General features: G+C 69.7%; 12 protein-coding genes. 5 read left to right on the forward strand and 7 right to left on the reverse strand.

All coding sequences use genetic code 11. The annotated features are described in order from the left end of the window. Positions 1 to 30 precede the first annotated feature (30 nt). A complete protein-coding gene (locus tag IEY87_RS39665) occupies positions 31 to 1,656 on the forward strand; it encodes an NsdA family TPR-like regulatory protein (RefSeq protein ID WP_189144019.1) in 1,626 nt (541 codons plus the stop codon). Between the two features lie 566 nt (positions 1,657 to 2,222). Here the strand turns inward: IEY87_RS39665 and IEY87_RS39670 are convergent. The 4 genes from IEY87_RS39670 to IEY87_RS39685 form a co-directional block, all read right to left on the reverse strand. Then, a complete protein-coding gene (locus IEY87_RS39670; protein WP_189144020.1) occupies positions 2,223 to 2,780 on the reverse strand; it encodes a hypothetical protein in 558 nt (185 codons plus the stop codon). Continuing rightward, a complete protein-coding gene (locus IEY87_RS39675; RefSeq protein WP_189144021.1) occupies positions 2,777 to 11,578 on the reverse strand; it encodes a DNRLRE domain-containing protein in 8,802 nt (2,933 codons plus the stop codon). The genes IEY87_RS39670 and IEY87_RS39675 overlap by 4 nt, the downstream gene beginning before the upstream one ends. Before the next feature lie 1,331 nt (positions 11,579 to 12,909). After that, positions 12,910 to 14,415: a phytoene desaturase family protein gene (locus IEY87_RS39680; RefSeq protein ID WP_189144022.1), complete on the reverse strand. Its 1,506-nt coding sequence runs from the start codon at positions 14,413 to 14,415 to the stop codon at positions 12,910 to 12,912. Positions 14,416 to 14,540: 125 nt separating this feature from the next. Further along, the gene (locus tag IEY87_RS39685; RefSeq protein ID WP_189144023.1) at positions 14,541 to 15,431 is read right to left on the reverse strand and encodes a LysR family transcriptional regulator; all 891 of its coding nucleotides are present in this window, start codon (positions 15,429 to 15,431) and stop codon (positions 14,541 to 14,543) included. 71 nt (positions 15,432 to 15,502) lie between these two features. Between IEY87_RS39685 and IEY87_RS39690 the strand changes: the two genes are divergently transcribed. The 4 genes from IEY87_RS39690 to IEY87_RS46875 all read left to right on the forward strand — a co-directional run bounded on the left by IEY87_RS39690 (position 15,503) and on the right by IEY87_RS46875 (position 20,951). Continuing rightward, positions 15,503 to 16,477: a YeiH family protein gene (locus tag IEY87_RS39690; RefSeq protein ID WP_225277620.1), complete on the forward strand. Its 975-nt coding sequence runs from the start codon at positions 15,503 to 15,505 to the stop codon at positions 16,475 to 16,477. A 114-nt stretch (positions 16,478 to 16,591) separates the two neighbouring features. Continuing rightward, positions 16,592 to 17,518, forward strand: a complete 927-nt coding sequence (locus tag IEY87_RS39695) for a pseudouridine-5'-phosphate glycosidase (protein WP_189144025.1) — start codon at positions 16,592 to 16,594, stop codon at positions 17,516 to 17,518. Further along, positions 17,515 to 18,444 carry a carbohydrate kinase family protein gene (locus IEY87_RS39700; protein ID WP_189144026.1) on the forward strand — a complete coding sequence of 310 codons (930 nt, stop codon included), beginning with the start codon at positions 17,515 to 17,517 and terminating at the stop codon, positions 18,442 to 18,444. Before IEY87_RS39695 ends, IEY87_RS39700 begins: the two co-directional genes overlap by 4 nt. An 83-nt stretch (positions 18,445 to 18,527) precedes the next feature. Beyond that, positions 18,528 to 20,951 carry a hypothetical protein gene (locus IEY87_RS46875; protein WP_189144027.1) on the forward strand — a complete coding sequence of 808 codons (2,424 nt, stop codon included), beginning with the start codon at positions 18,528 to 18,530 and terminating at the stop codon, positions 20,949 to 20,951. A gap of 3 nt (positions 20,952 to 20,954) precedes the next feature. Here IEY87_RS46875 and IEY87_RS39710 read toward each other — a convergent pair whose 3' ends face one another. The 3 genes from IEY87_RS39710 to IEY87_RS39720 form a co-directional block, all read right to left on the reverse strand. Continuing rightward, a complete protein-coding gene (locus IEY87_RS39710; RefSeq protein ID WP_189144028.1) occupies positions 20,955 to 23,837 on the reverse strand; it encodes a helix-turn-helix transcriptional regulator in 2,883 nt (960 codons plus the stop codon). 32 nt (positions 23,838 to 23,869) lie between these two features. After that, positions 23,870 to 24,304, reverse strand: a complete 435-nt coding sequence (locus tag IEY87_RS39715) for a GNAT family N-acetyltransferase (RefSeq protein ID WP_189144029.1) — start codon at positions 24,302 to 24,304, stop codon at positions 23,870 to 23,872. 103 nt (positions 24,305 to 24,407) lie between these two features. Then, a complete protein-coding gene (locus IEY87_RS39720; RefSeq protein WP_189144030.1) occupies positions 24,408 to 25,544 on the reverse strand; it encodes an acyl-CoA dehydrogenase family protein in 1,137 nt (378 codons plus the stop codon). Positions 25,545 to 25,549: the final 5 nt, after the last annotated feature.

Consider the following 25,549-nt stretch of genomic DNA (forward strand, 5'->3'; position numbering starts at 1 on the left):
GTGACCATTGCTTTACAGTGAGCAATCAACATGGAGGTGGTCCAGATGTCCGGAGAAGGCTACCGGGTGCTCCTTCAAGCTCGCTCGTGGAGTCAGTGCCTGCGAGGGAAGGGCTTCACTTGGGATCAGATCGCGGACGTGCTCGCCCTCACCCACCAGGTGAGCCCGTTGCGGCTTCATCGACTGGCACACGGCCGCACCGCCGTCGACGTCGTGTCCATGGTCAACGACGCCGACCCGGCGGGCACCGCCGCACTGCGCGATTCGCGGCTGTACGACTATGAGGGGTGGCCGGAGACGGGCCGCCGACCGCCCGCCCGGCTGCTGGCCGTACTGGCCAGGATCTACGAGACCACGGCCCGGAGCCTGCTGCCTGAGGCGGTCATGGCCTCGTACGAGACTGCCGATCGTGTCCTGCTCGACGAGGCGGACTTCCGCCATCTGGACGCCAATCGGCCCACACCGCCCAATAGGGACAGTCGTGTCACCGCAAAGACGGATGCAGACCGTACGTCTGCGGGCAGGACGGCAGTGGACGCGGCGTCATGCATGCGGTTGCTGCGCGCCATCGACATTGAGGAGGCCGACGTGAAGCGACGCGAACTGCTCTTCGAGCTGGCCCTGGTGTTCGGCGGAAGCCGCGCACTCGATCTGCTACGAATCCTCACCACTGAAGAGGAGGAACGTCTGGCCGGAGTGCTGCGCAACACCTGGCGGACGGACGAGGCCACGGTGCGGACCTTCGAGAAGCTGACATTGCAGGCGCGGCGGGCCGACGACGTGTCCGGACCCGCAACGTTGGTGCCGGTCGTCAACGGACAGCGGGCAGCAGTTGGCAAGCTGCTCACCCGCGAGTCGATGGCACCGGGCCTGCGTGACCGGCTTCTCGACACGTACGCACAGCTGTCACAGTTGACTGGCTTTCTCTCCTACGACTTGTGTGAGTATGCGGCGGCTGAACAACCCCTGCTCGACAGTCTGCGAACAGCACACGACCTCGGAAATCCGACGCTGATCGCCTACGCGCATTACTGGCTGGGCAGGATGTCCGCCGACCAGCACCGCACCGCAGCCGTCTTCGACCATGCCTTCGCCATCCAGAGCTGGGCAACCCGATCTCCGAGCAAACTGCTGACCCCGCTGTGCCAATCGCTGTTCTCGCTCGCCTATGCCGCCGAGGGCGATGCTGCGGCGAGTATCCGAGAGCATGAGAGTGCGCTCGCGTCAGCGGGAGCGCCGAAGGCCGACGAACCGGCGTACATGTACTGGGTATCGCCAGCGGTGATGGAATCCAGGCGGACCACCTTGCTGGTTCGCCTGAACCAACCCAGAGACGTCATAGAGGCGGCCGGGCGCTATCTGGCTGAGCATGACTCGAAGTTCAAGAGGGCACGCGACTGCACGAGGGGGCATGGGTTCGTGCTCGCCCGGTACGCCGGCGCCCTGGCCATGACCAAGGAGATCCCCGAGGCTGCGGCCCGGCTGACCGAGGCGGCCAACATCACCAGGCGACACAGCTCAGCTCGGCTGACCGATGAGATCAACCAGGCACGAGCCCGACTGGAGCCCTGGACGAACACCACCTACGTCCGCCACCTGGACGAGACCCTGCGATCCTGCGGCCTCACCCCGACAGGTCCAGGAACCAGGGCCTGAACCGGCAGGAGGCGGCTCCCAGCAAGCTGGTCCAGCGGGAGACCGTGTCTCCTCTTCACCGAGATCGACGAGACCGCGATCCCCGAATTCCCCGAAGACATCTGGCAGGCCACCGTCCGCCAAGACGGCGGCAATCCACGAGCACGCTCATGTCGCCGAACCGACCGGTCTGAACGAAGGCGCCACGCTGTGGGGCCGTCAGGTTGCTGGTCCGCCGGGTCCGCCCTCCGGCCCGCGATGCCCGTCGGTTGATCAACCTGGAGAAGACCGCCGACTGGAAGCACGCGCTCATCGCCACCCACTGCCGTAGGCGGTGTAGCCGTTGATCGCCCAGGTGTCACCGGTCTCGCTGGTGATCTGCTCGACGTCGGTGTGCGGATTGTAGCCGCAGTAGGACGACTCTTCGCACCCTTATCGGCCACCTTCACCTGCAGGGTTTTCAGACCTTGGACCCTTCCCTCACAGTCGCTGTGCATCGATGAAGCAGCAGCCCTTCCCATCACCGCCTATTACGTACGTATTGGCCCCTCTGCAGAACGTGACAGAAGGGCCAATAAAGCACTTATCTACGTCGCCGTACCCTGGTGTGATTCCCGCCATTCCCAGAGGCGCCTGAGGAGAGGCCCCTCAACTTTCTTCGCGCCACAGGCATAAGCCAGCCAGCGGAGTTCCTCGCACGGAAAGGCTGGCTCGCCAGACGAGTCAACCCACAGCAGCACCGAATTCTTCGAAAGCATGGTCACATCCCACCACGCCCAGCCCCTCAGCTGTGGATCGAAGCAGAAGAGCCAATCCTGAAGTTCCCACGGCTCTTCGCCATGACGGGAAACATACTGTTGGCTTCCCGAGGACGCCGTATGGTCACAACCAACCACCACGGAGCCGCGAGTCACTTCTGCGAACCAGTCAGGGATCAGGATTTCTGGTATGGCTTCCGAATCGAAGTCAGCCTGATTCGCCGTACGGATTGCAGCAGACAATACTGCCCGGAGTCTAGTGACGTAGTCGACCGCGTCGACATTAGTGGTGACCAGGAACGTAGCGAAGATTGGCGGCCCCTTGGTCTTCTTCGTTGGCGAAATATCGATTCGCTCCAGTTCGCCAACGAACTTACTGGCATTCATCGGATCACCCGACCAGAACCGGGAGTGATTGCTCCCATGAGAGCACCGAACATATTCGATGGAATTCCATATAGCCCGGGTGAAACCGAAGGATCTGCAATGTCCGGGCGTGTCTTTCGGAGTCGACTCCACTCACGTGCACTTCCTGCGAATCCTCGCGGCTTTCGCTGCGGAAGAGCCGACTCTCGTACGCGGTCAACGAATGAGCCATCCACGTCGAAACTCAAAACTTGACCATCCGCACCACGGAACTGAAGTGAATGTGAAGCATCGCCACTCATGTTTAAGTACAGGCGCCCTTCTCCACTCAACGAGACGTTTCCGTAGGCATCGATCCCAAGGCGCTGACTATCAGGGTGGGAGGTCTGCGTCCGGTAAACCGTACAGTTGGAGTTGTGGACCAGTACTGGTGTCGTCCCTGCTAGTACATAGTACGTGTGCAGGTCGGCGACCGTCATGTTGTGGACTCGCTGGACGGCGGTCCACTTCTTGATTGCCTTGATCTGGACGTGAGTTCCCGCGGAGGTGCGGAGCCACATTCCCGGTGTGAGGTCGCTCGCGTGGAGCCATCGCCGCAGTTCGGGGATCCAGAAGGGGTGGTATTCCGTGGCGATCACCGTGCTACCGGCGTCGCCGTTGTCGATGCTGATCTGGACGAGGTGCTTGTCGCCCTTGCTCGTCATGAGCGCGGTGACGGGCTCGGCCCTGGTCTCTCCGGTTTCGGGATCGGTGGCCAGTATCTCGTCGCCGACCACCACCTCTTCGATCGGCTTATACGTCCCATCAGCCATGGCGACTTGGGTGCCTGGGACGAAACTGTGGCAGCGCCGCACCACATTCCCGATGTATTTTCCTGCGTCTCCGACGGGGAGGATTCCGACCAGGTCCCATACGGCGCCCTCGGTGTCCCCCTCGTTCAGATGCTTGATGGCGAGGGCGATGTCAGCCGGGGTGCCGACGATGGGGACGAAGCTGATGATCTCCAGTTCCTTCTCGCCCATGGGGCGCCCGTTCCTCGTACCACCGTCCAGCGATACTCCGGCGCGAGCAGCCTCCCGTGCGTCGATGAAGCCATCGCTGTCGTCGTCCTTCATCGACGAGTTGTATGTCGGATGGCTCAGGGAAGCAGGAATCTTCTCATCGGCGGAGCCTGGATTGCATTCGACGCTCGCGTTGTCGTGGCATTGCGATCCGTCGTATTTGGGATCGTGCCAGGGGCGTGGTTCGTGACCGTCGTGTTCGATACCGGTGATGGGGTTGCCGCCGGTGAAGGCGTAGCGGTTGCTGGTCCAGGGGTCGGTGCCGAGACTCAGGTCGTTGAGGGCGCCGTTGTAGGTGTCGCGGAGGAGGAAGCGGTTGAGGCCGGGGTTGTAGTCGCGGAACCCCATGTCGTACATGCCGGTGGAGTTGTCCCAGCGCTTGCTGTTGAAGCGGTAGGGGTTGTACTCCTCCTTGGCGGTGGGGTCGACGGGGTCGGGTTTGTCGACGCCGGTGAAGAGTTTGTCGTCGTTGCTGCCGTAGGCGGTGTAGCCGTAGGTCGCCCGGGTGTCACCGGTCTCCGAGGTGATCTGCTCGACGTCGGTGTGCGGGTTGTAGCCGTAGTAGGACGACTCCTCGCGGTTGTCGGCGGTGAACTTCACCTGCGACAGGCGCTCACCCCACGGCGAGTATTGGAAGGATTTGGTGAGCTGGCCGGCCACCTCCTCGTCCAGGACTTCGGCGGACAGGCCGAGGTAGGAGTAGGTGGTGGTTTTGGCGTTGGCGGTGCCTTCCTTCTCCGTCTTCGACGTCGTCCGGTCGAGCGGGTCGTAGCTGTAGGTGGTGACGGTGCCGGTGACGCCGTCGGCGCCGAGCTTTTCGTGGCGGGTGACGTGGTCGAAGCCGTCGTAGGTGTACTTCTCCTGGGTCTTGCCGCCGCCCTGGATCGTTCGGAGGCGCCCGTAGGGGTCGTAGGTGTAGGTGGAGGTGGCTCCGGCGGTGACCGAGGTCATCAGGCGGTTGCGGTCGTAGCTGAAGGTGGTCTGCTTGCCGAGGACTTCTTGTTCCCAGACGTTGCTGTTGGCGTCGTGGGAGTAGGTGTCGGTCTGCGCTGCGCCGCCGCCGGCCGGGGTCTTCACCGACGTGGTGATGCGGTCGCGGGGGTCGTAGGTGTAGGCGTAGACGTGTTCGAGGTAGGCGCCGGGGTTGTCGGCGTTCTGGATCTTGGCGTGGTCGCGGTTGCGGTGCAGGTTGCCCTGGTAGCCGAGGGTGTGTTCGGCCACGACCGTGGCGTTGGGTTTGGTCTCGATCGAGTGGCGCAGGACGCCGGACAGGAAGTAGTCGTAGGTGACGGTGTTGCCGTTGGCCTTGGTCTCGGTGAGGCGTTCGGCGCGGGGGGTGTAGGTGTAGCCGGTGGTCTTCGGTGCGGTGTCGGTGGCGTTCTTCTTGTTGACGACCTCGTCGACCAGGTCACGGATGTCGTAGCGGTAGGTGGCCAGGGTCTTGTCGTGGGTGCGCTGGATGGGGGCGCTGTTCTCGTTGTAGACGTAGCCGGTGGTGTTCTTCAGCGCGCCGTTGAGCTTCTCCTGGATCTGGTCGATCTGGTTGAGGTTGGTGTAGGCGATGTCCCACAGGTCGATCTTGGCGGTGGGTGAGCTGTCGGTGATCTGGGTGAGGTTGGCGTTGGGGTCGTAGGTGTAGGCGAAGTCCTTCGCCTCGGTGTCGGTGTCACCGGAGTTGTCGCGCACCAGCTTGACCGCGTCGGCCACGACGCTGCCGTTGGCGTCGTCGGTCAGCGTGACCGAGTGGGCGGTGCCGGCGGTGAAGGCGAACGTGCCGAGTTCGACCCAGTCGCCCGCGTTCTGGCTCTGGTCGATCGTGGCGGTGGCGGTGCCGCCGTCATGGTTGATCGTGTACGTGGCGTCGGTGGCCGTGGCGCCGGGCGGGAACTGCGCGTGCACGGTGTAGCTGCCCGCGGCCGGGGTGGTCAGGTTCCAGGTGAAGGTGGATGAGCCGGTGCCGGCGGGCGCGGTGGCGTAGTCGTAGCCGACGAACCCCTCGGTGGCGGTCACCGTGGCCTGCGGGCCGACGATGTTGGAGGACGGGGTGCCGCCCGAGGTGGTGGTCCAGGAGCCGACCGCGGTGACCTGGCCGGTGTCGGAGTTGTCGCCCATCACCACGTCGAGGCCGAGCGGGACGCCGTCATCGGAGTGGGTCTTGAGCTTGCCGTCGGGGTAGTAGCTCCAGTCCAGGGCACGCTGGGAGGAGCCGCCCGCCGAGGTGACGGTGCGGTTGGTCTGCAGGCCGAGCTCGTTGTAGTCGTAGGTGGTCTTGATGTCCCACGCATCGGTGGTCGTCTTGGACCAGCCGTTGTCCCAGTAGGACATGGTGGAGACGTTGCGCACGCTCTGGCCGTGCGAGGGCGGGTGCGAGATCTCCTTCAGCCGCGACACCGCGTCATAGGCATAGAAAACGCTGTCGGGGGTGTTGTAGACCGGGTCGTCCGGGTCGAACGGGTAGATCTGCTCGACGGGCCGGTTGAGCTGGTCGTACTTGGTCTCGTTGATGAAGTCGGCGGGGTCGTCGGCGGTCTCCACGCCGCGCGGGGTGATGGTCTTGGTCTGGTTGCCGACCTGGTCGTACTCGAAGCGGGTGGTGATGTGTTTGATGACGCCGTCGGTCTCCGAGTGCGGGACGCGCGTCTCGGTCACGTCGCCGCGCTGGTTGTAGACGGTGATCGCCTGGTTGCCCTCTTGGTCGGTCTGGCCGACGGGCAGTCCGTCCAGGTCGAAGGTGACGCTCGTCTCGTGGCCGGCCGCGTCGGTGACCTTGATGACCCGGTGGTTGCGGTCGGGGGTGTAGATCGCCGTGTGATCGTCTTCGGCCGTGGTGTTCTTGCGCGGGTCGATGACCTTGGTGGTGTTGCCGACGTTGTCGTACGCGTAGGTGATCTTGTGCTGGTCGGCGTTGAGGACGTCGGTCAGCTGGTAGATCTGGTCGTAGACGTAGGTGGTGGTGAACTGGGCCGCATCCGCGCCGGTCAGGTTGCCCTTGGGCTCGGTCTGGGTCTTGAGGTTGCCGGCCAGGTCCCAGGTGAAGGTGGCCTTGCGCGCGTCGCCGCTCTCGCTGTCCTTGGGCAGGTTCGACTCGAGTAACTGGTCGGCCTGGTCGTAGACGGCGGTGGAGATGGCGCCGTTCGGGGCGGTCGCCTTGGTGATGTTGTCGTTGCGGTCGTAGACCGGCGCCGGGGTGACGATGTGGACCGCCGGAGAGGCGTCCTGGTCCTTGGGGACCTTCGATTCGAGTGGCCGTTTGAACAGGTCGTAGGTCTGGGTGGTGGTCTTGCCGAGGGCGTCGGTGACCGACAGCACGTTGCCGCGCGCGTCGTAGGCGGTGGTGGTGGCGTTGCTGTACGCGTCGGTGATCGTCTCCGGATAGCCGGAGGGGTGGTAGTCGCCGAACGTGGTGGGGTTGCCGTTGGCGTCGGTGGCCGTAGTCAGCTGGCCGAGCGGGTCGTAGGCGTAGGAGGTGGTGTAGTCGCCTGCGGTTGCCGATTGCACGCCGAGGGGGTCGGTGACCGTGGTGAGGTTGCCGTTGGCGTCGTAGCCGAAGGCCCATTTACGGCCTTCCGGTGAGGTCTTGTCCACCAGGTCGGCGACGTGGCCGTTGAGGAAGCTCTGGTAGGCCAGCACGGTGGGGGCGGTGCCGTTGTGGTTGGCCTCGGCGTCCTTCAGCTCCAGCGGATAGCCGGTCTTGGGGTCGTAGCTCCAGGTCGCGAACGCGCCGTTGGCCTCGGTCAGTTTGACCACGTTGTGGTCGGGGTCCCACTCCAGCGCGGTGGTCTCGTTCTTGGCGTTGGTGATGGAGGTCGGCCGGCCGTAGGCGTCCAGTACGTACGTGCTCTGGTGGGTCAGCGGGTCGGTGACGGTGGCGTGGATGACCCCACCGGTAGGGCCGTCCGGGTCGACGTAGTCGAAGCGGGTGACCCCGTCGAGCCGGTCGGTGAGGGTCTCGATCTTCCACTTGTCCTTGGGGTCGACCGGCGCCTCGTAGTAGGTCAGGTCGCTGGTGTTGCCGCGCGGGTCGGTGACGGCGACGAGTTTGACGTTCTTGGTGCCCTGGGTGGCGTCGTAGCGGAAACCGAACGTCTTGGCGCCGTCGTCGCCTTCGCCGTCGATCATCCGGGCCATCAGGCCCTTGTCGGTGTAGGTGAAGGTCACCGTGCGCCCGGCGATGTCGGTGATCGACTCGACGTTGTCGATGATGTGCGGGTTGGTCAGCTTGGTGCCGGTGACCGGCTGCCAGGTCTCGTCGTCGATGGAGGTGTAGTCCTGGCCCTTGGCGTAGTAGTCCAAGGTCAGCGTCTTACGGCCGGCGGCGTCGGTGATGTACTGCAGGAACTTGGTCGGCTTGTTGGCCGAGCGGCGGCGTTCGTAGGTGAACGACATGGTGTTGCCGTTCTTGTCGACGATCGCCGACTGGAAGCCCTCGCCGTCGAAGAAGAACTGGGTGCGGTCCGGCTTGGTGAACACCCAGCGCCGCTGCTCGGCCAGGTCGCGCTGCTCGGGCGGGAAGGAGGACGGGTCGACCTGCTGCAGGTACAGGTGCACGCCACGTGGATGCGTGTACGCGCAGGTGTCGTAGTCGCACGTCTGCGGATCCTGACCCTCGGGCAGGGTCCACACGTGGGTGGTGCCGTCTCCGTCGGTCAGCCGGACCTGGGAGGGCCATTCCTGGCCGGGCGGGTGGAACTGCAGTTGTGAGCCGAGCTTGGCCAGCGTGGAGGTCTGCAGGCTCCAGCCGTAACCGAGTGAGGCGGTGGAGGTGTCGAGGCTGTTGTAGGTCATCCGGGCGAACGTCTGCGCGCCCCGGGAGGGGTTGGAGAAGGCGTTGTAGCCCCAGACGACGTTGCCGGCGTACAGGTTCGTCAGCGCGGTCGTCCCAGCGCCGGTGTTCTTGCCGGTGTAGGAGTAGAACTTCTCCAGCCCGAGCAGGTCGGAGGTGGGCGAGTGGACGCGGATCTGCTGCGGCAGTTGCGGCAGGTGGTGGGTGGCCGACTTCCAGTTGTTGGTGAGCGTGTCCTGCACGTCCCACACCAGCTGGACGCCCTCGATCTTGTTCGTGCCGGCGCCGCTGACGTCGGGGGCCTTGACGTCGGCATACACCTGGGCCGACTCGCCCGGCGCCAGGTCGTACGGCAGCGGCGTCTTGAGCTGGCTGGCGGCGGTGGAGATGTCGGTGCCGTCGGGCAGCTTCCAGTGGTAGCCGACCACGGTGGAGGCCGCCGGCCAGACCTCGTCGGTGGCGTTGGTGACGGTCAGCGGGATCGCCCGGGCGGCGCCTGAGTCCATCCGCTCCGGGGTGCCGGGCACGTACCAGGCCGAAGCACCCGCGTTCTGCTCGGCGTAGACGACCCGCAGCCGCGGCCGCAACACCGCTTCGCCGCTCTCGCCGGACAGGAAGGAGACCGCCTGCTTGGCCGCGCCGGCCTCGTTGGCGACCTTGACCAGCAGGCCCTTGTTGGCGGCCGGGTCGGCGACCCAGGCGCGGGCCGCGTCGGTGACCGTCCAGCGCTGCCAGCCCGGCGCCGCGCTCACCCCGGACACGCTGCCGAGCACCGCCGCGTCGACGTCGCCGCCCGGACTGGTCCAGGGCGTGTTCCAGGTCGCCGTCTCGTCGAAGCCGCCGGTCAGCCGGTGGGCGTCGAAGCTCGCGCCGGTGCCGGTGGAGTTCGCCGCCCACAGCGAGAGCGTGGTCTCGCTGATCTGCGCGTCGGCGGGGATCTGCGCGGCGAAGTCGTCGAACGTCACCGCGGCGCGGGTGTTGCCGAGCGCGGTGGTGGTGTTGCCCACCTGCAGCCGTTTCTGCCCGGCCACCTCATCGTGGCCGGTGGCGGGCTCGCCGGAGGCGAGCGTGGTGTCCGCGCCGCCGTACAGGGTCTTGGCGATCTGCCCGGGTCGCGGCAGCACCACCGTCATCTCCTGCGACGGCGAGCGCTGCCCGTTCTTCAGCACCGCCTCCACCCAGTAGGTCGCCTCGTGGATGTAGGACGGGTCGGCGACCGCGTCGGTCGCGCCGCCGCTGGAGGTGTCCACATACTCGGTGACATCCGCCGGCAACGCGGTCACCAGGGCGTCGGAGCTGGTGGAGTGGCCGTCACCAAGCTGGCACCCGGACGGGCAGTACCGGTACAGCTCGTAACCGGCCAGGTCGTCGGAGGCGTCGTCCGGGGTCGGGTCCGCATAAGCCGTCCACGACAGCGCCGCGCCCACCGACGTGGTGGAGGTGACCGGCTGCAACGTCACGCTCGGCGTGCCGTACGTGACCACCAGGCGAGGATGGTTGACCGTCTCGCCGAACATGCCGTCGCCGCCGTAGACGTCCTCGCTGGATTCGTACACCGGCCCGCCGGCCTTGGCGGTCGACCCTTCGTCGGCCGCCCGCAGCATGAACCCGTACGGCTCCAGGTCGGTGTTCATCCACTTGTTGACCACACCGGTGACGTCGAAGGCGTGCCAGCGCGACAACTCCCCCGGCTGCCGCGTCACCGTGGCCGCCGCGGTGGCCGCCACGGCGGGCTGGCTGTTCCAGGTGGCCGTCCACGACTCCCACTCGCCGGTGATCTCCCGCGCCTCGACGGTGACCGGCCCGGCCTCACCCAGCGCCTGGTCGAAGTACGTCTCCAGGCGGGCCTCATCGACCTGGGTGCCGAGCGGCATCGGCAGATTGAAGTGCAGCAGCGACCGGTTGATCGCCCCCGCGCTCGTCTTGCCCACCGGCAACTGCCAGGCCGCGTCGAAGTTGGTGGTCTTCTTGCCGGAGTCCACGTACGCGTCCTGCGTCTGCGGCGAGACGCTGAGGGTGGGGTCGATCACCACCGGCCACTTGCGCTCGGCCGCCGCCAGCCAGCCCGCGTCCGGCGTCAGCGTGATCGTCGCCTCGCCGCCCTGCTGGGTCACCGCCTGGGTGACCGCCTCGGAGTGGCGCATCCCGTACGGCGACGCCGGGTCCTTCTCCGCATCGATCATGAACGGTTTGGGAATGGTGAACGCCGCCGTGCCGTCCTGGCCGACGAACGCGATCGACCCATCCGGCCGCGCCTCGGCCTGGACGCCGCCGGTCTTGACGGTGAACGCGTAGGAGGTGCCCGCGGCTGGCGGCTTGGTCAGCACCAGGTACTCCTTCACCCCCTCCGGGGTGAGCTTGTAGACCACATCGACGCCGTCCCACACCTCCGTGTAAGTGACCGTCGAGGCGTCCACCTGCGGCGTGACCTGCCGGGCCTCCCCTGCCGCGCCGAGGGTGACCTGCCGGTCCCCCAGCTTGAGCCGCAGCAGCTTGTCGCTCCGGTCACCGAACCGGGTATCGAACCCCGTCCTGGCGTTGCCGTGCACGAACCCGTCCTGCGAGCTCGCCTCGATCCGGGTGTCTACCGGCTCCCACCCGCCCTTGGCGGTGCGGTAGTTGACCGGCCGGGACGACACCTCGGCCTGCGACCTGCCGTCCTCGAGCTCGTACACCGTGCTGAAGCGGGACCGTTCACCGGCCAGTTCCTTGACCCGCTTCCCCGGCGGCGCGGCGGCCTTCCGCTCCGGCGGGGTCGCGCCGGAGCTGCGCCCCGGCAGCGTGATCTCGCCCTTGGCCGGGCGCATCTCACCCTTGGGCCGCTCGGCGAACCAGCCCGCCACCGTGCCGTTCAGCCAGGAAGCGAACCGGCCGACCACTCCCGGCTCGGCGGAGGACGGAAGCATCGTCTGGGCCGCGACCGGAGGCGGCGGAGCGAGCGCGATCAGGACGACGAACGCGGACAGGGCCGCCACATAACGCCGCCACCGTCCGTGACGATGGCGGCGGGGCGATAAGGGTTCGGAACTCTGATCGGGGGGCGACTGCGCCATGACGGGCACTCCACTCCGCACGGCCGACGAGCGACCGTACATAAAGAGGATCTAAAAAGATCCACAGAGCAAAACACCCGAATCAGGCCACACAACGACATAATCGGTCAATGATCACCCAAGGTGACGATCGTGATATCCGAACACTCGACCGATCACCTCAGGACAGCGGCCCTCGGCTGCGAAGATCCACCCCATCCGTCACGACCGACCTGACCCATCGTCAACGTGACCGTCCGTAAACAGTGCAGGTCGAGATCGACTGGTCACCATCGAGGCCGGACTGTGACTCACAGCTAACTCACAGCAAACCGGCAAGCTCCAACACGGCTGCGAAATGCCGTTCTACCTGCATAAAGCCGACGATCACCCGTGTGTGCCCCAGGGGTCACGCGATCAGACGACCCACAGGGCAGTGCTCTGCATCGACCTCAACGGACCGCACACCGCCTTCCCGACGGAGCCGCATCAGCCCTCTTGACGACATGCCACATCCCATGTCTAGATCAATTCGGCTCATCTGAAGATCCCGGAGGCTGCACTTGGCGCTGACCCGCCACCCACCGTCGTGACCACCCGCGGCCCATCACTCCACGACCGTCCCAGCCCCCGCGCCCAAGCCGTCAACTGCGCCACCGTCCTCGCCGGCCTCATGCACCTGGTCCTCGCCGCCATCCTGCTCGGCATTCCCAGCAGTACTCCCACCTTGGACCCGTTCGGCACCCCTGATAGCGACGCCACCACCCCACCTGCCGCTGCCCTGCCCGTGTCCGCTCTGGTCCGGAACCGCACCACCTCCGTCCCCACAGCTCGCATCTCCCCGGTCGCCCTCACGCACCCGAGCACCCGACCCACGCCCGGACGGACCACCGAACCCGCCCCCGCCAGGACCCGGCATCCCACACGCACTCCACCGCCCGCACACACCCAGACGACGAGAGCCCTCACCCAACGACCGGCCGACAGACCCGCCGCGACACCGCACCACACGAGCCCCGCCACACCCACAGACGACGACCCGCCGGCCACCACCTCCAAGCACACCCCTCCGGGACAGACCCGGGAACCTCCTGGCCAAGCCGCCCGCAGAACACCTCCCGGCCAGCTGAAACAACCGCCTGGCCAGGCCGCCGACAAGGCTCACGGCCCGAAGGACCACCCGCTCGGCAACACCGGCCACCCCGGCGAACGACTCGACAGCCCGAACAGCGCTCAGCGTGGAAACGCGATGGGTGATTCCTCCGCTGAAGGGCTCAGCTCAGCAGTGCCATCGCCGCGTTGTGGCCGGGGATGCCGCTGACGCCGCCGCCTCTGCGGGCGGCCGCGCCGCACAGCAGGATCCGCTCGTGCTCGGTCTCCACGCCCCAACCGCCCTCCTCCCCGTACGGCCAGCTCAGGTCGCGGTGGAAGATGTGGCCGCCGGGCAGGCCCGCCTCGTTCTCCAGGTCCACCGGGGACTTGGCCTCGACGCAGAGGGTGCCGTCGGGGGCGCGCAGGAGGCAGTCCTCGATGGGCTCGGCCAGGACCTGGTTCATGGACGCGAAGGTGGCGCGCAGAGCCTCCTCCCTGGCCTTGTCCGGATTTTTCCGGAAAAGGCGGGCGGGCATGTGCAGGCCGAAGAGGGTCATCGTCTCCGCCTTGCCGCGTAGCTCCGGCCCGAGGATCGACGGGTCGGTCAGGGTGTGGCAGTAGACCTCGGCCGGGGGCAGAGCCGGGATCTCGCCCCTGGACGCCTGGGCGTAGGCCGTGGCGAGCTGGTCGCGGGTCTCGTTGATGTGGAAGGTCCCGCTGAACGCCGCCGCCGGATCCACCCCGGTGTCCTTGAGCCGGGGCAGCCGGCTCAGCACCATGTTCACCTTGAGCTGCGCCCCCTCGGGCACGCTGGGCTCTCTGCCGAGCACCCGGTCGAACACCGCCGGCGGCAGGTTGGCCAGCACATGCCCGCCGGTCACCGTGTGCTCCGCCTCATCCGCCGTACGGAAGGTGACCTCGCCGGTCGGCGAGATGCCGATCACCTCCGCGCCGGTCACGATCTCCGCGCCGGCCTGCCGGGCGGCGGCCTCCAGCGCTCCCGAAACCGCGCCCATGCCTCCCACGGGGACGTTCCACACGCCCGTGCCGTCGCCGATGACGTGATAGAGGAAGCACCGGTTGGCCAGCAGGTCGGTGCCGGGGTCGGCGAACGTGCCGATCAGCGCGTCGGTGAGCACCACGCCGCGCACCGTGTCGTCGGCGAACCGCTCGTCCACCGTCTCCCCGATCGGCCGGGCGAACAGGTCCTGCCACGCCTGCGGCCCGACCAGCCGCTCGACCTCCCTGGCCGGGCGCAGCGGCTCCAGCAGGGTGGGGGCCAGCGTCTCGGCGATCCGGGCGGTCATGGCGTAAAAGTCCCGCCAGGCCCGGTGGTCGGCGTCGCCGCCGGTGACCGTACGGAAGGAGGCCGCCGTCCGCCCCTCGTCCTCGCCGTCGACGAGCAGGCCGGTGTCGCCGCAGGGCGTGTACGAGGCGTAACGGCGGCCGCGCAGCTCCAGGCCGAGGCCCAGATCCTTGACGATCTTCGTGGGCAGCAGGCTGACCAGGTAGGAGTAGCGCGACAGCCGTACGTCCACGCCGGGGAAGGCGCGGGTGGAGATGGCCAGGCCCCCGGTGTGGTCCTGCCGCTCCAGCACCAGCACCCGCCGCCCGGCACGGGCGAGGTAAGCGGCGGCGACCAGCCCGTTGTGGCCCCCACCGGCAACGACCACGTCATATGCACCCATTCATGCACCTTAGCGGCGAAGAACGTTCCACGTCAGGGAGGGATGGCGGCGAAGAGCGGTCAACCCTCGGAGAGTCATGACGGCGAAGAACGTCCACCGGCCGGGACGGCGGATGGCGGAGATCGTCAGGGGCGGCTGGCGATGGCCAGGAGGGTCGCGGCGGGGCCGGTCAGGGTGCGGCCGCGACGCCAGACGGCACGCAGGCTCCTGACCAGCGTGTGCCCGGCCAGCGGCACCTCGACCAGCCGCCCGGTGGCCAGCTCCGCCTCGACCGCGTACCCGCTGATGACGGCCGGCGCCGCGCCCGCCTGGGCCGCGCCCTTGACCGCCGAGTTGGAGCCCAGCTCCAGGCGCGGGCTGGCCTGCCTCAGGTCCCTGAACGCCACGTCCAGCGTCTCCCGGGTGCCCGACCCGGGCTCACGCACCACGAGCGCCGTCCCGGCCAGCTCCGCCCCTCTCAGCGCGGTACGGCGGCGCGTCCAGGGATGTCCGGGCGCCACCACGACCACCAGCCGGTCGGTGCCCACCACCCGGCTGGCCAACCCCTCGGGCACGTACGGACCCTCCACGAACCCCAGCTCCACCTCCTCGGCCAGCACCCGGGTCGCGACGTCGGCGGAGTTCACCACGTCCAGCCCCACCTGAACGTCCGGCTCCCGGCTCTGCAACTCACCGAGCCACCGGGGCACGAGGTACTCGGCCACCGTCATGCTCGCCGCCACCCGCAGGTGGGCGGCGCCGCCGTGGCGCACCGCCTCGGCGGCCCGCATGAGCTCCTGGGCGGCCGCGACCACGTGCGCCGCCCAGCCGGCCACCACCTTGCCCTCGTTGGTGAGCGTGGAGCCGCGGGGCGTCCGCTCCAGCAGCGACAGGCCGAGCCGGCGTTCGAGCTGGGCGATGCGCTTGCTCGCCGACGGCTGGGCGATGCCCGCCACCTTGGCCGCCCGCCCCAGACTGCCCAGCTCGCCGACGTCGACCAGCAGCTTCAGCGAGTCCAGATCGGGCAGCGAGCTCATAGCCACAGGCTATGGGCTCACAGGCAACCCGTGGCTACCGGGGGCCTCCGGCCGCCCGAAGACTGGACATCGTGCTGCAAACCCCCTCTCGCAAGACGCACACCTCTGTCCTGCCCGGCCTGTTCGCGGCGGCCATGGCGGTGGTACTCGCGCTGGCCGTACACGCGTTGCTGCCCGTGCTCAGCCCGGCGGTGGTGGCGGTGGCGGCGGGCGCGGCCCTGGCCGCGTCCGGGGGCGTCGGCGAGAGACTGCTGCCCGGCCTGCGGCTGGTGTCCAAGCGGGTGTTACGCGTCGCGATCGTCCTGCTCGGCCTGCGGATCTCGGTGCCCGAAGTGCTGGCCATGGGCTGGCGGACGGTGGTGATCGTGCTGGTGGCGACGGGCGTCACGTTCGTGGTCACGCCGCTGGTCGGCCGCCGCCTCGGCCTGTCCCCCGGCACCGGCCTGCTCGTCGCCACCGGGGTGTCCATCTGCGGCGCGGCCGCCATCGCGGCCATGCGCGACAGCGCGGGCGGCGACGACGAGGACGCGGCGAGCGCCCTCGGCGTGGTGGTCCTGTACGGCAGCGCCGCCATCATCGCGGTGCCCCTGCTGGCGGCCTGGCTGGGCCTGTCACCGGCGCAGCTCGCGGTGTGGACGGGGGCGGCGGTGCACGAGGTGGCGCAGGTGGCCGCGATCGGCGCGGCCTCGGGCGTGCTCGCCGCGGCGGTCACCGTCAAGCTGGGCCGGGTCATCCTGCTGGCCCCCATCGTCGCCCTGAGCGCGCGGGCCCGCCCCGGCGCCGGCCGGCCCCCCGTCGTCCCGCTCTTCGTCGCCGGATTCCTGGCCATGGTGGCGCTGCGCGGCACCGGGCTCGTCCCCGAGTCCGTGACGGCGGCCGTGCCCCCGATCACCGACGTGCTGATGGCCGCCGCACTGTTCGGGCTGGGCACCGGGATCGACGTGCGCAGACTGCTGAGCGGCGGGCGCGCTCTGCTGCTCGGCGGGATCGCCACCGGGCTCATCGGAGGGATCGCGCTGGTGGGGGCCGTGCTGCTGATCCCGTGACGGGTGGACGCGCACGCGGTCCCGCCGTAACCTCCTCAGTTTGGAACAAAGTCCGGGAAAGACATCGTTCTGATTGAGAATCATCGGGACCATTCGAGGAGCACGAAACCCACCATGCGCAGCGCCGCCGAGTCACACCTGCAGCCGTCCGACGAGGTCGCCGAGGCGCTGGCCACCGGTGCCCCCCTGGTGGCGCTGGAGTCCACGATCATCTCCCACGGGCTGCCGCAGCCGCGCAACCTGGAGGTCGCACGGGAGCTGGAGGAGATCGTACGAGCCGCCGGAGCGGTGCCCGCGACCATCGCCGTGCTCGACGGGGTGGCCAGGATCGGCCTGTCCGAGGTGGAGCTGGAGCGCGTGGCGAGCGAGTCCGGGCTGCGCAAGCTGGGACAGCGTGACCTGCCGGTGGCCTCGGCGCTCAAGGCGAGCGGCGCCACGACGGTGTCGGCGACGTCGTTCCTGGCCGCCCGCGCGGGCATCCGGGTCTTCGCCACCGGCGGTCTCGGCGGCGTGCACCGTGGCTGGACCGAGGAGCAGGACGAGTCCGCCGACCTCGACACGCTGGCCCGTACCCGGATCACGGTCGTCTGCGCCGGCGTCAAGTCGATCCTGGACGTGCCCGCGACCCTGCAGCGGCTGGAGACGCGCGGCGTGACCGTGGCCGGCTACCGGACCGACACCTTCCCCGGCTTCTACCTGAACTCCTCCGGCCTGCCCGTCGAGTGGCGGATCGAGTCGCCCGAGGACGCCGCCGCGATCATGCGCGGTCAGGACGCGTTCGGCGGCGACGAGAGCGCGCTGATCGTCGCCAACCCCGTCCCCGTCGACCAGCAGCTCGACCCCGCCTTGCACGACCGGGTGCTGGCCGAGGCGCTCGACGCCGCCGCCCGCGACGGCGTGACCGGGCAGGCGATCACCCCGTTCCTGCTCGGCTATCTGGTGCGCGGCACCTCCGGCGCATCCCTGGAGGCCAACCTCGCCGCCGTACGCGGTAACACCGCCCTCGCGGCGCAGATCTCCCTAGCCTGGTCGCGATCGTGACCGGCAAGGGTCTCCTGGTCATAGGTGATGTCGTCACCGATGTGGTGGCCCTGCACGGCGCACCGGTCATGTCGGCCTCCGACATCGCCGCCGACATCGTGCTCCGGCCGGGCGGCTCCGGCGCGAACACCGCGTCCTGGGCCGCCCACCTGGGCGGCGAGGTCGGGCTGCTGGCCAGATGCGGATACGACAGCAGCGAGTGGCACATCGGCGAGCTGGTGAAGGCCGGCGTCCGGCCACACGTCCGCCTCGACGCCGACCATCCCACGGCGGTCGTCATCGCCATGGTGGATCGGACCGGCGAGCGATCCATGCTCACCAACCGGGGCGCGGGCGGGCTCATCTCCACCGACGACTGGGACGACGCCCTCCTCGACGGCGTCGCCCGCCTGCACGTGTCCGGTTACACACTGTTCGGCGAGCCCGGCCTGCGCCTGGTCAGGCTGGCCATGGCCCAGGCCGTCGCCGCCGGGATCGCCATCAGCGTCGACCCGGCCTCCACCAGCCCGCTGCGCGAGTTCGGCGTCGAGCGCTTCCTGACCGAGACCGCGCCCGCCGAGCTGATCTTCCCCAATCGGGACGAGGCACTTCTGCTCACCGGCGCCGCCGCCCCCGAACGCGCCGCCGAACTGCTCAGCGAGAGGTACGGCACGGCGGTGGTGAAGCTGGGGTCCCAGGGGGCGCTCGCGGCCACCGGCGGGCAGGTCGTCGCCAAGGCGGACCCGGTGCCGACGGAGATGGTGGACTCCACCGGAGCGGGCGACGCGTTCGCAGCGGGATATCTCACAGCCACCCTGACAGGTGCCGGCGAAAGGGCCGCTCTTGAGGCAGGTTGCCGTGCCGGTGCCGAATGTGTGGCCCTGGTTGGGGGTAGGCCACGGTACGGTTTGGACGTGAAGCGTCTTTACCCTATTCGCACCGATTGATAGCTTGCCGCGTAGGCTGCACGAACAGCCACATACGTATCCAAGAGCACCATGCGGCTCACTGGGGAGGATAAGGTCCGCCGATGGAAGTCGAGTCATCGATCTGCCTGAGCGACCTGGTCCCTGCCCTGCGCTGGAGCCGTCCCCAGCAGGTGGCGGAGGCACTGACCGATGCGCGGCTACCGGCCGCCTGGTGGTCCTCGCTCCCCCTCTCACGAGCCCTCGCCATGGCCGGGCTCGACTGGATCTGCGACCGGCTGGCGCTGCTGGCCACCGCCCGCTGGGACTACCTGCCGCTCGCCGACGTGCTGCCCGCGCTGACGATCCACCACATCGACCCGGCACTGCCGGGCTGGCCCGAGCCCACCAGGGCCGCCATCGCCGGCCTGGGCGGCTGGCACCGCCTGCGCCGCCTGTCCCCCGGTGACATGGGCACCCCTTCGGCCACGCCCGAGGCCGTGCTCGGCTCGGTGTTCCGCGAAGTGCTCGGCCGCATCTCGGCCCAGCCGGAGTCCGCGGCCCGTGCCGTACAGGCGGCAGGGCAGCCCGAGGCCGGCCGCGCGCCGCAACGCGGCCCGGCATCCGGCACCGGTTCCTTCCCCGCCGTCGGCGAGGGCGTACCGCGCACGACCGGCGCCTTCCCCGCCGTGGGCGAAGGCGTGCCGCAGCGCACGACCGGGACCTTCCCCGTCGCCGGCGAGCCGCAGCGCGCGACCGGCGCCACCCCCGCCCAGGGCGACGGGGCGCCGCAGCGCGCGCCGGGCGCCGTCCCCGCCCAGGGCGAAGGAGTGCCGCAGCGTGCGGCGAACGCCTTCCCCACCCCGGGGGACCCTGGCCCCGCCACCGGCATGTTCGCCGCGCAGAGCGGCAACCGCCCCGGCACCGGCTCCTTCCCCGCGGTAGGCCCCGGCGCGGGCTCGCCCGGCGACGGTGGTCCCAGCACCGGCTCCTTCCCCGCCCAGCGGGACAACCGCCCCGGCACCGGCTCTTTCCCAGTGCCGAACGCGAACCGCCCGGGCACGGGCTCCTCCCCGAACGAGAACCGCCCCGGCACCGGCTCTTCCCCGAACGAGAACCGCTCCGGCACCGGCTCCTTCCCCGTGCCGAACGCGAACCGCCCCGGCGCGGGGCCGTTCCCCGGCAACGGCGGTCCGAGCACGGGCTCCTTCCCCGCCCTTGGTGAGAACCGGCCGGGCAACGGGCTCTTCTCGGGACCGGGCGACAAGAATCCGAGCACCGGCTCCTTCCCCGCCGTCGGCGACAACCGCCAGAACGGCGGTCCCCCGCCCACCACCGGCTCCTTCCCGGCCCTCGGCGAGAACGGCGAGCCCCGGTCCCGCCAGACCGGCTCCTTCCCCGTCCAGAACGGGAACGGCTCCCCGCAGCGCCCGCAGCCCGAGGCCCCCGTCGCCGCGCCTCTCGCGGCGCCCGCCACCCCGGCGCCCAGCGAGACCGACCACGCGATGGTCCGCGTGGTGGACAGCCTCTTCCGCAGCCTGAACAAGCTGGAGCTGTCCGTCGCGGTGCACCGCCTGTTCGCCGAGGACCCGATCAGCCTGCGCACCCTCGCGCACAAGATGCTCGTCGAACGGGACGTGCTCTCCCAGGCCCAGCGGACGGCCGAGGAACGCGTACTCAACTGGCTGCGCTCCTCGGAGTCCGCGCCCGTCACCGGCCACATGTTCCGGCTCACGGAGTGGCTCGGCTCGGCCGCCACCCAGGACCAGCTCATCGGCGCCGACCCCGCCCACCCGGTGATGGTGCCGTCGCTGCGCACCCCGCTGTGGCGGGTGCTCGTCACGCTGATGCCGGACCGCCGCCTGCAGGACGGCTGGCTCGTCATCGGTGACATCCACGGCCTCCAGTCCCGCACCAGGCAACTGCTGGCCGCCTCCCCGCCGGACACCGACATGGTGGCCCTGATGACCGAGCTCGGCATCCGCACCCACTCGGCCAAGGCCTGGCTCGACGCCCTCCCGGCGGAGTCCGGGCCCGATCCCGTCGCCTCCGCCGCCCCTCCCCAGCCGCTCCCGCGCCGCACCCCCGGCGCCAACGGCCACCACCACAGAGGCGGCCAGCCCATCCCCGCGGCGTCGTCCGCCACCATCGACCCCACGGCCGCGCTCGCCACCCTCTCCGCCCTGTCCGGCGGCCGCTCCCCCGTGTTGCCCGGCAGCCTCGCGGGCACCCCCGCCACCCCGCCGCCCCCGCTCCCCAGCCCGTCGTCGGATCCCCGCCGCTGGCAGCGCATCGACGTCACCCCCGAGTATCTCCGCGGCGGCCCCGTCCCCGTCCCCGAGGGCTACGCCACCCAGCTCGGCATGCGCCCCGGCACTCTGCTCTCGGTCACCGGGCCCGGCGACAACGCCATCGTCCTGGTGTGGCAGGGCCACCAGCCGGTCTTCGACTCCCTCCAGCCCGTCCTCATGCGCCTCAACGCCCGCCCCGGCGACCAGGTGTACGTGACCGTGGACGGCTACCGCCTGGAGGCGCAGCTCACCGGCTGACCGTCAGTCGTCGAACAGCCCCACCGCGTGCACCTTGGCCGCGGCCTCGCCCCGGGAGGCGACGGCGAGTTTGGCCAGGATGTTGGAGACGTGCACGCTGACCGTCTTGACCGAGATGAACAGCTCCCCGGCGATCTCGCGGTTGCTGCGGCCGCGCGCGACCTCCCGCAGGACCTCCAGCTCGCGGGCCGTGAGGCCGAGGGGCAGGCCGTCGGGGGCGGCGCCGTCCGTCAGAGCGATCCTGGCGCGGCGGGAGAAGACGTCGAGCTGCTCCAGGAGGGGAACGGCGCCCAGTCGCTCGGCGAGCTCCCGGGCCCTGGTCAGCCGCGCGGTGGCCTCCTGCCGATCACCGGCCGCGTGCGCCGCCTGCGCCGCGCCGCTCTGGGCTCTGGCTTCACCGTAGGGCTGGTGGAGAGCCGCCCAGGCGGCCGCGGCCTCGTCCCAGGCCTTGACGCGCCGACCGGCCGCCTCGGCCCCGTCCAGAGCCTGCTCGGTCAGGGCCGTGAAGGTGAGGCGCTGGGCGTGTTGCAGGTCGCCTTCGACGTCGAGCCACTCGGCGATCGAGCGGAGCTCCGGCAGGAGGGGGCCGCCGAGCTCGGCCAGGTGGACGAGCAGACCCCAGGAGTAGCGCGGGTCGGCCGTCAGGTCGTGCTCGCGCAGGGCGCGCGCCGCCGCTTCGCGGGCCTCGCCGAGCCGGCCCTGGGCCTGCAGGAGCTGGACCTCCCTGCGCACGTGCGGTAGCACGGTCTGCTCGCGGGACTTGCCGCGGGACAGCACGCGCCGGGAGGCGGCCAGCAGCGTCTCGGCGCGGTCGAGCAGACCGCGGGCGAGGGCGATGTCGGTGCCGAAGCCCTGCAGACTGGCCTGGTGCGGGGGTGGCGGCATGAGGCCGAGGGCGTGCTCCACCACCTCCAGCGCCTCGTCCCAGCGGCCGAGCGACACCAGCGGCTCCGCCAGGTTGATCGACAGAAAGGTGCCGGAGGTGCGGGCCAGGCCGTAGCGCTGGGCCAGGGAGATGCCGTCGCGGGCGACCTGGGCCGCCTGTTCGTGCCGGCCGGCGCCTTCGAGCACGTCGGACTCGGAGATGGCGCCGCGCATGATCGCGCTGTAGGCGTCGGCCTGGTCCGCGATGCGCCGCGCCTCGACGAACCCGTCGCGGTGGGAGTCGATCTGTGAGTAGCGGCAGCGCTCCCAGGTGAGGCTGATCAGCGCGTGCGCGTGGGTGGCGGCGTCGCCGACGGCACGGCCGATGTCGATGGCCTGCTGCGCGTTGGCGATCTTCTCGGCGAGCTGCTCGGGCCGGTGGAGCATGCGCGAGAGCGATTCGAGCACCCGGCCGCGCAGCCTGCTCGGCGGGTCGGCCGGCACCAGGGACGCCGCCTCCCGCAGGTCGTCGACGTAGCCGGGGCGGCTCAGGTCGTAGCGCATGAGGCCGCGCTGGCGCAGCGCGCGGGCGGCGGCGGCCGGCTCCGCCGCTCGGTCGATCTCGGTGAGGGCGGCGGTGGCCAGGGCCACGCCGCGGTCGTATTCGCCGGCGAGGTAGGAGACGACCGAGGTCTGGTGCAGCACGGCGGTGTGCCCGACGCCGATGCGCTCCTCCGCGTCGGGCACGTGGTCCCACAGCTCCAGCACTCTGGACAGCATCCCGAACTGCGCGTCGTAGGCGGTGGACTTGCGGGCCGCCGCGGCGGCGTGCCACGCGCTGATGAGCGCCCAGGTGGTGTCGCGGGCGGAGTGCCAGTGGTGGGCCAGCTCGACGGCGCCGCGCGGCGCGGGCAGGATCGACAGGTCGCGCTCGAGCGCCTCGGCGAACCTGGTGTGCAGGCGGGTGTGCTCCCCCGGCAGCAGGTCGTCGTGGAGGGCCTCGCGGATCAGCGCGTGCCTGAAGGCGTAGCCCTCGCCGTCGACGACGAGCACGTTGCCCGCCACGGCCGGGCGCAGCGCGCGCGCCAGCGCGCTCTCGTCCAGCCCGGCGACGGCGGACAGCAGGTCGTGCTCGATGCGCTGCCCGCCCACACTGGCCACCCGCAGCAGCTCCTGGGTCTCCTCGGGAAGCCGCTCCACGCTGGCCAGCAGCAGGTCACGCAGCGACTCGGGCAGCGCGTCGCCGCCGCTCACCTCGCTGAGCAGCGCCTCGACGAACAGCGGATTGCCTTCGCTGCGCGCGTAGATCCGGTCCATGTCCACAGGGGACGGCTCGCGCTCCAGGATGCTCGCCGCCTGCTCGACGACCTCCCTGCGGGTGAGCCTGCCGAGCTCCAGCCGGGTGACCCAGCCGACGCGCCCGAGCTCGGCCAGCAGCGGGCGCAGCGGGTGCGCGCGGTGCAACTCGTCGGCGCGGTAGGTGACGACGATCAGCAGGCGGCCGTCGCCGCGCTGGTAGCGGACCAGGAAGGACAGCAGGTCACGGGTGGACCGGTCGGCCCAGTGGGCGTCCTCGACGATCAGCACGACCGGCTGGTCCTCGGTCAGCCGCTCCAGCAGCCCGAGCACCTGCTCGAACAGCCGCGCCCGCGCCTCCGCCCCGTCCTGGTCGGGCTCGCCGAACTCGGGCAGCAGCCGCGCCAGCTCCCTGGTCGAGCCGCCCGGCACGAGCCGGGCGACGCCGTCTCGCCCGAGCGTGCGTACGAGACCGCGCAGCACGGCGGTGAACGGCGCGAACGGCAACCCCTCGGTGCCCAGCTCCAGGCACCCGCCGACGAGCACCAGGGCGTCATGGGCACGCTCGGCCAGCTCACCGACCAGGCGTGTCTTGCCGACTCCCGCCTCGCCGCCCACGAGCACGGTGGACGCCGTCCCGGCCCGCGCCCCGTCGAGGGCGGCGCCGAGCACGGCCAGTTCGCGGGCTCGCCCGACGAACAGGGGGCTCACCGTATGGATACTCACGCCCCCAAATATGCCACCCGTTTACGACCAGGTCAGCGCAGGACCTTGCGGAAGAACGTGGCCGACGCCTCGTAGCCCAGCGCGTGGTAGAACTCGGGCGCCCGCCGGGTGGCCATCCCCACATACCGGGCATTACGCGAGCGGGCCCACTTCTCGAACTCCTCCAGCAGCGCCCGCCCGATCCCCTGCCTGCGCGACCCCGTCTGCACCATGGCCTCCTCGACCCAGGCGACCGGCCCGTTGGCGAACAGCGTGAGGTGCACGTTGCCGAGCAGGTAGCCCTGCACCCGCCCGTCGACCACGGCCGTGATCAGCAGGGTGTCCTCATCGTGCAGCAATATCGGCAACGCCTCGTCGAAGGCGTCGCGCTCGGGCCTGAAGGTCAGCCCGAACTCACGCGCCAACGCGAACACCGCGTCCGCGTCCGCCTTCTCGGCCTTCCTGATGACAAGGTCGTCAGCCGTCATGACGTATGACCCTAGATCGTGCTCCATCACCAGTCCAATCGCCGTTCACCGAGTGTCGAGGATTCCCGGTGAATCGCCTGGCCTGGGAGGGCCCCGTCCCCTGTCACAGGTCGCCGAGGCCGAGCTGGCGGGCGATGAGCATGCGCTGGACCTCGCTGGTGCCCTCGCCGATCTCGAGGATCTTGGCGTCGCGGTAGAAGCGCCCGACGGGGAACTCGTTCATGAACCCGTAGCCGCCGAAGATCTGGGTGGCCTCGCGGGAGTTGTCCATGGCGGCGTTGGAGGAGACGAGCTTGGCGATCGCCGCCTCCTTCTTGAACGGCAGGCCCGCGCGCATCCGGTCCGCCGCGTGGTAATAGGCCAGCCGCGCGGTGTGCGTACGGGCCTCCATGTCTGCGATCTTGAACTGGATGGCCTGGTAGTGGCCGATCGGGTGACCGAACGCCTTCCTGTCCCTGACGTACTTGAGACACTCGTCCACGCAGCCCTGCGCGAGGCCGACGCCGACGGCGGCGATGGCGATGCGGCCCTCGTCGAGGGTCTGCAGGAACTGCGCGTAGCCGCGGCCGCGCTCGCCGAGCAGGTTCTCGGCGGGCACGCGGCAGTCGGCGAACGACAGCTCGCGGGTGTCGGAGGCGTTCCAGCCGACCTTGGAGTATTTCCTGGAGACGGTGAAGCCGGGGGTCCCCGCGGGCACCAGGATCGTGGAGATCTCCCGCTCGCCGGTGAGCGCGGCCACGCCGACGACGCCGGTGAGGTCGGTGCCCGAGTTGGTGATGAACGCCTTCGTGCCGTTGATCACCCACTCCCCGCCGTCCAGGACGGCGGTGGTCCGCATCCCGCCCGGCACGTCGGTGCCACCACCGGGCTCGGTCAGGCCGAAGGCGCCGAGCAGCTCACCGGCGGCCAGCCGGGGCAGCCACCGCGCGCGCTGGTCGGCGGTGCCGAACCGCAGGATCGGCATGGCGCCGAGCGACACCGCCGCCTCCAGCGTGATCGACACGCTCGAATCGACCCGGGACAGCTCCTCCAGCGCCAGGCAGAGCGCGAAGTAGTCGCCGCCCATGCCGCCGTACTCCTCCGGGATCGGCAGCCCGAACAGCCCCATCGCGCCCATCTGCCGCACGATGTCGTACGGGAACTCCTCGCGCTCGTAGAAGTCCCCGATGACCGGGGCGACCACGTCACGCGCGAACGCCTCGACGGTCTTGCGCAGCTCTTCGTGTTCAGGGGTCAGCATGGCAG

Origin of the sequence: Nonomuraea glycinis (genome assembly GCF_014646515.1) — a bacterium.
GTDB classification, from domain to species: Bacteria; Actinomycetota; Actinomycetes; order Streptosporangiales; family Streptosporangiaceae; genus Nonomuraea; species Nonomuraea glycinis.

Bases quoted from the DNA above. Each gene is read 5' to 3' on its own strand.
- IEY87_RS39665 (WP_189144019.1), top strand. From the start codon at position 31: ATGGAGGTGGTCCAGATGTCCGGAGAAGGCTACCGGGTGCTCCTTCAA.
- IEY87_RS39670 (WP_189144020.1), bottom strand. From the start codon at position 2,780: ATGAATGCCAGTAAGTTCGTTGGCGAACTGGAGCGAATCGATATTTCG.
- IEY87_RS39680 (WP_189144022.1), bottom strand. From the start codon at position 14,415: ATGGGTGCATATGACGTGGTCGTTGCCGGTGGGGGCCACAACGGGCTG.
- IEY87_RS39685 (WP_189144023.1), bottom strand. From the start codon at position 15,431: ATGAGCTCGCTGCCCGATCTGGACTCGCTGAAGCTGCTGGTCGACGTC.
- IEY87_RS39695 (WP_189144025.1), top strand. From the start codon at position 16,592: ATGCGCAGCGCCGCCGAGTCACACCTGCAGCCGTCCGACGAGGTCGCC.
- IEY87_RS46875 (WP_189144027.1), top strand. From the start codon at position 18,528: ATGGAAGTCGAGTCATCGATCTGCCTGAGCGACCTGGTCCCTGCCCTG.
- IEY87_RS39715 (WP_189144029.1), bottom strand. From the start codon at position 24,304: ATGACGGCTGACGACCTTGTCATCAGGAAGGCCGAGAAGGCGGACGCG.
- IEY87_RS39720 (WP_189144030.1), bottom strand. From the start codon at position 25,544: ATGCTGACCCCTGAACACGAAGAGCTGCGCAAGACCGTCGAGGCGTTC.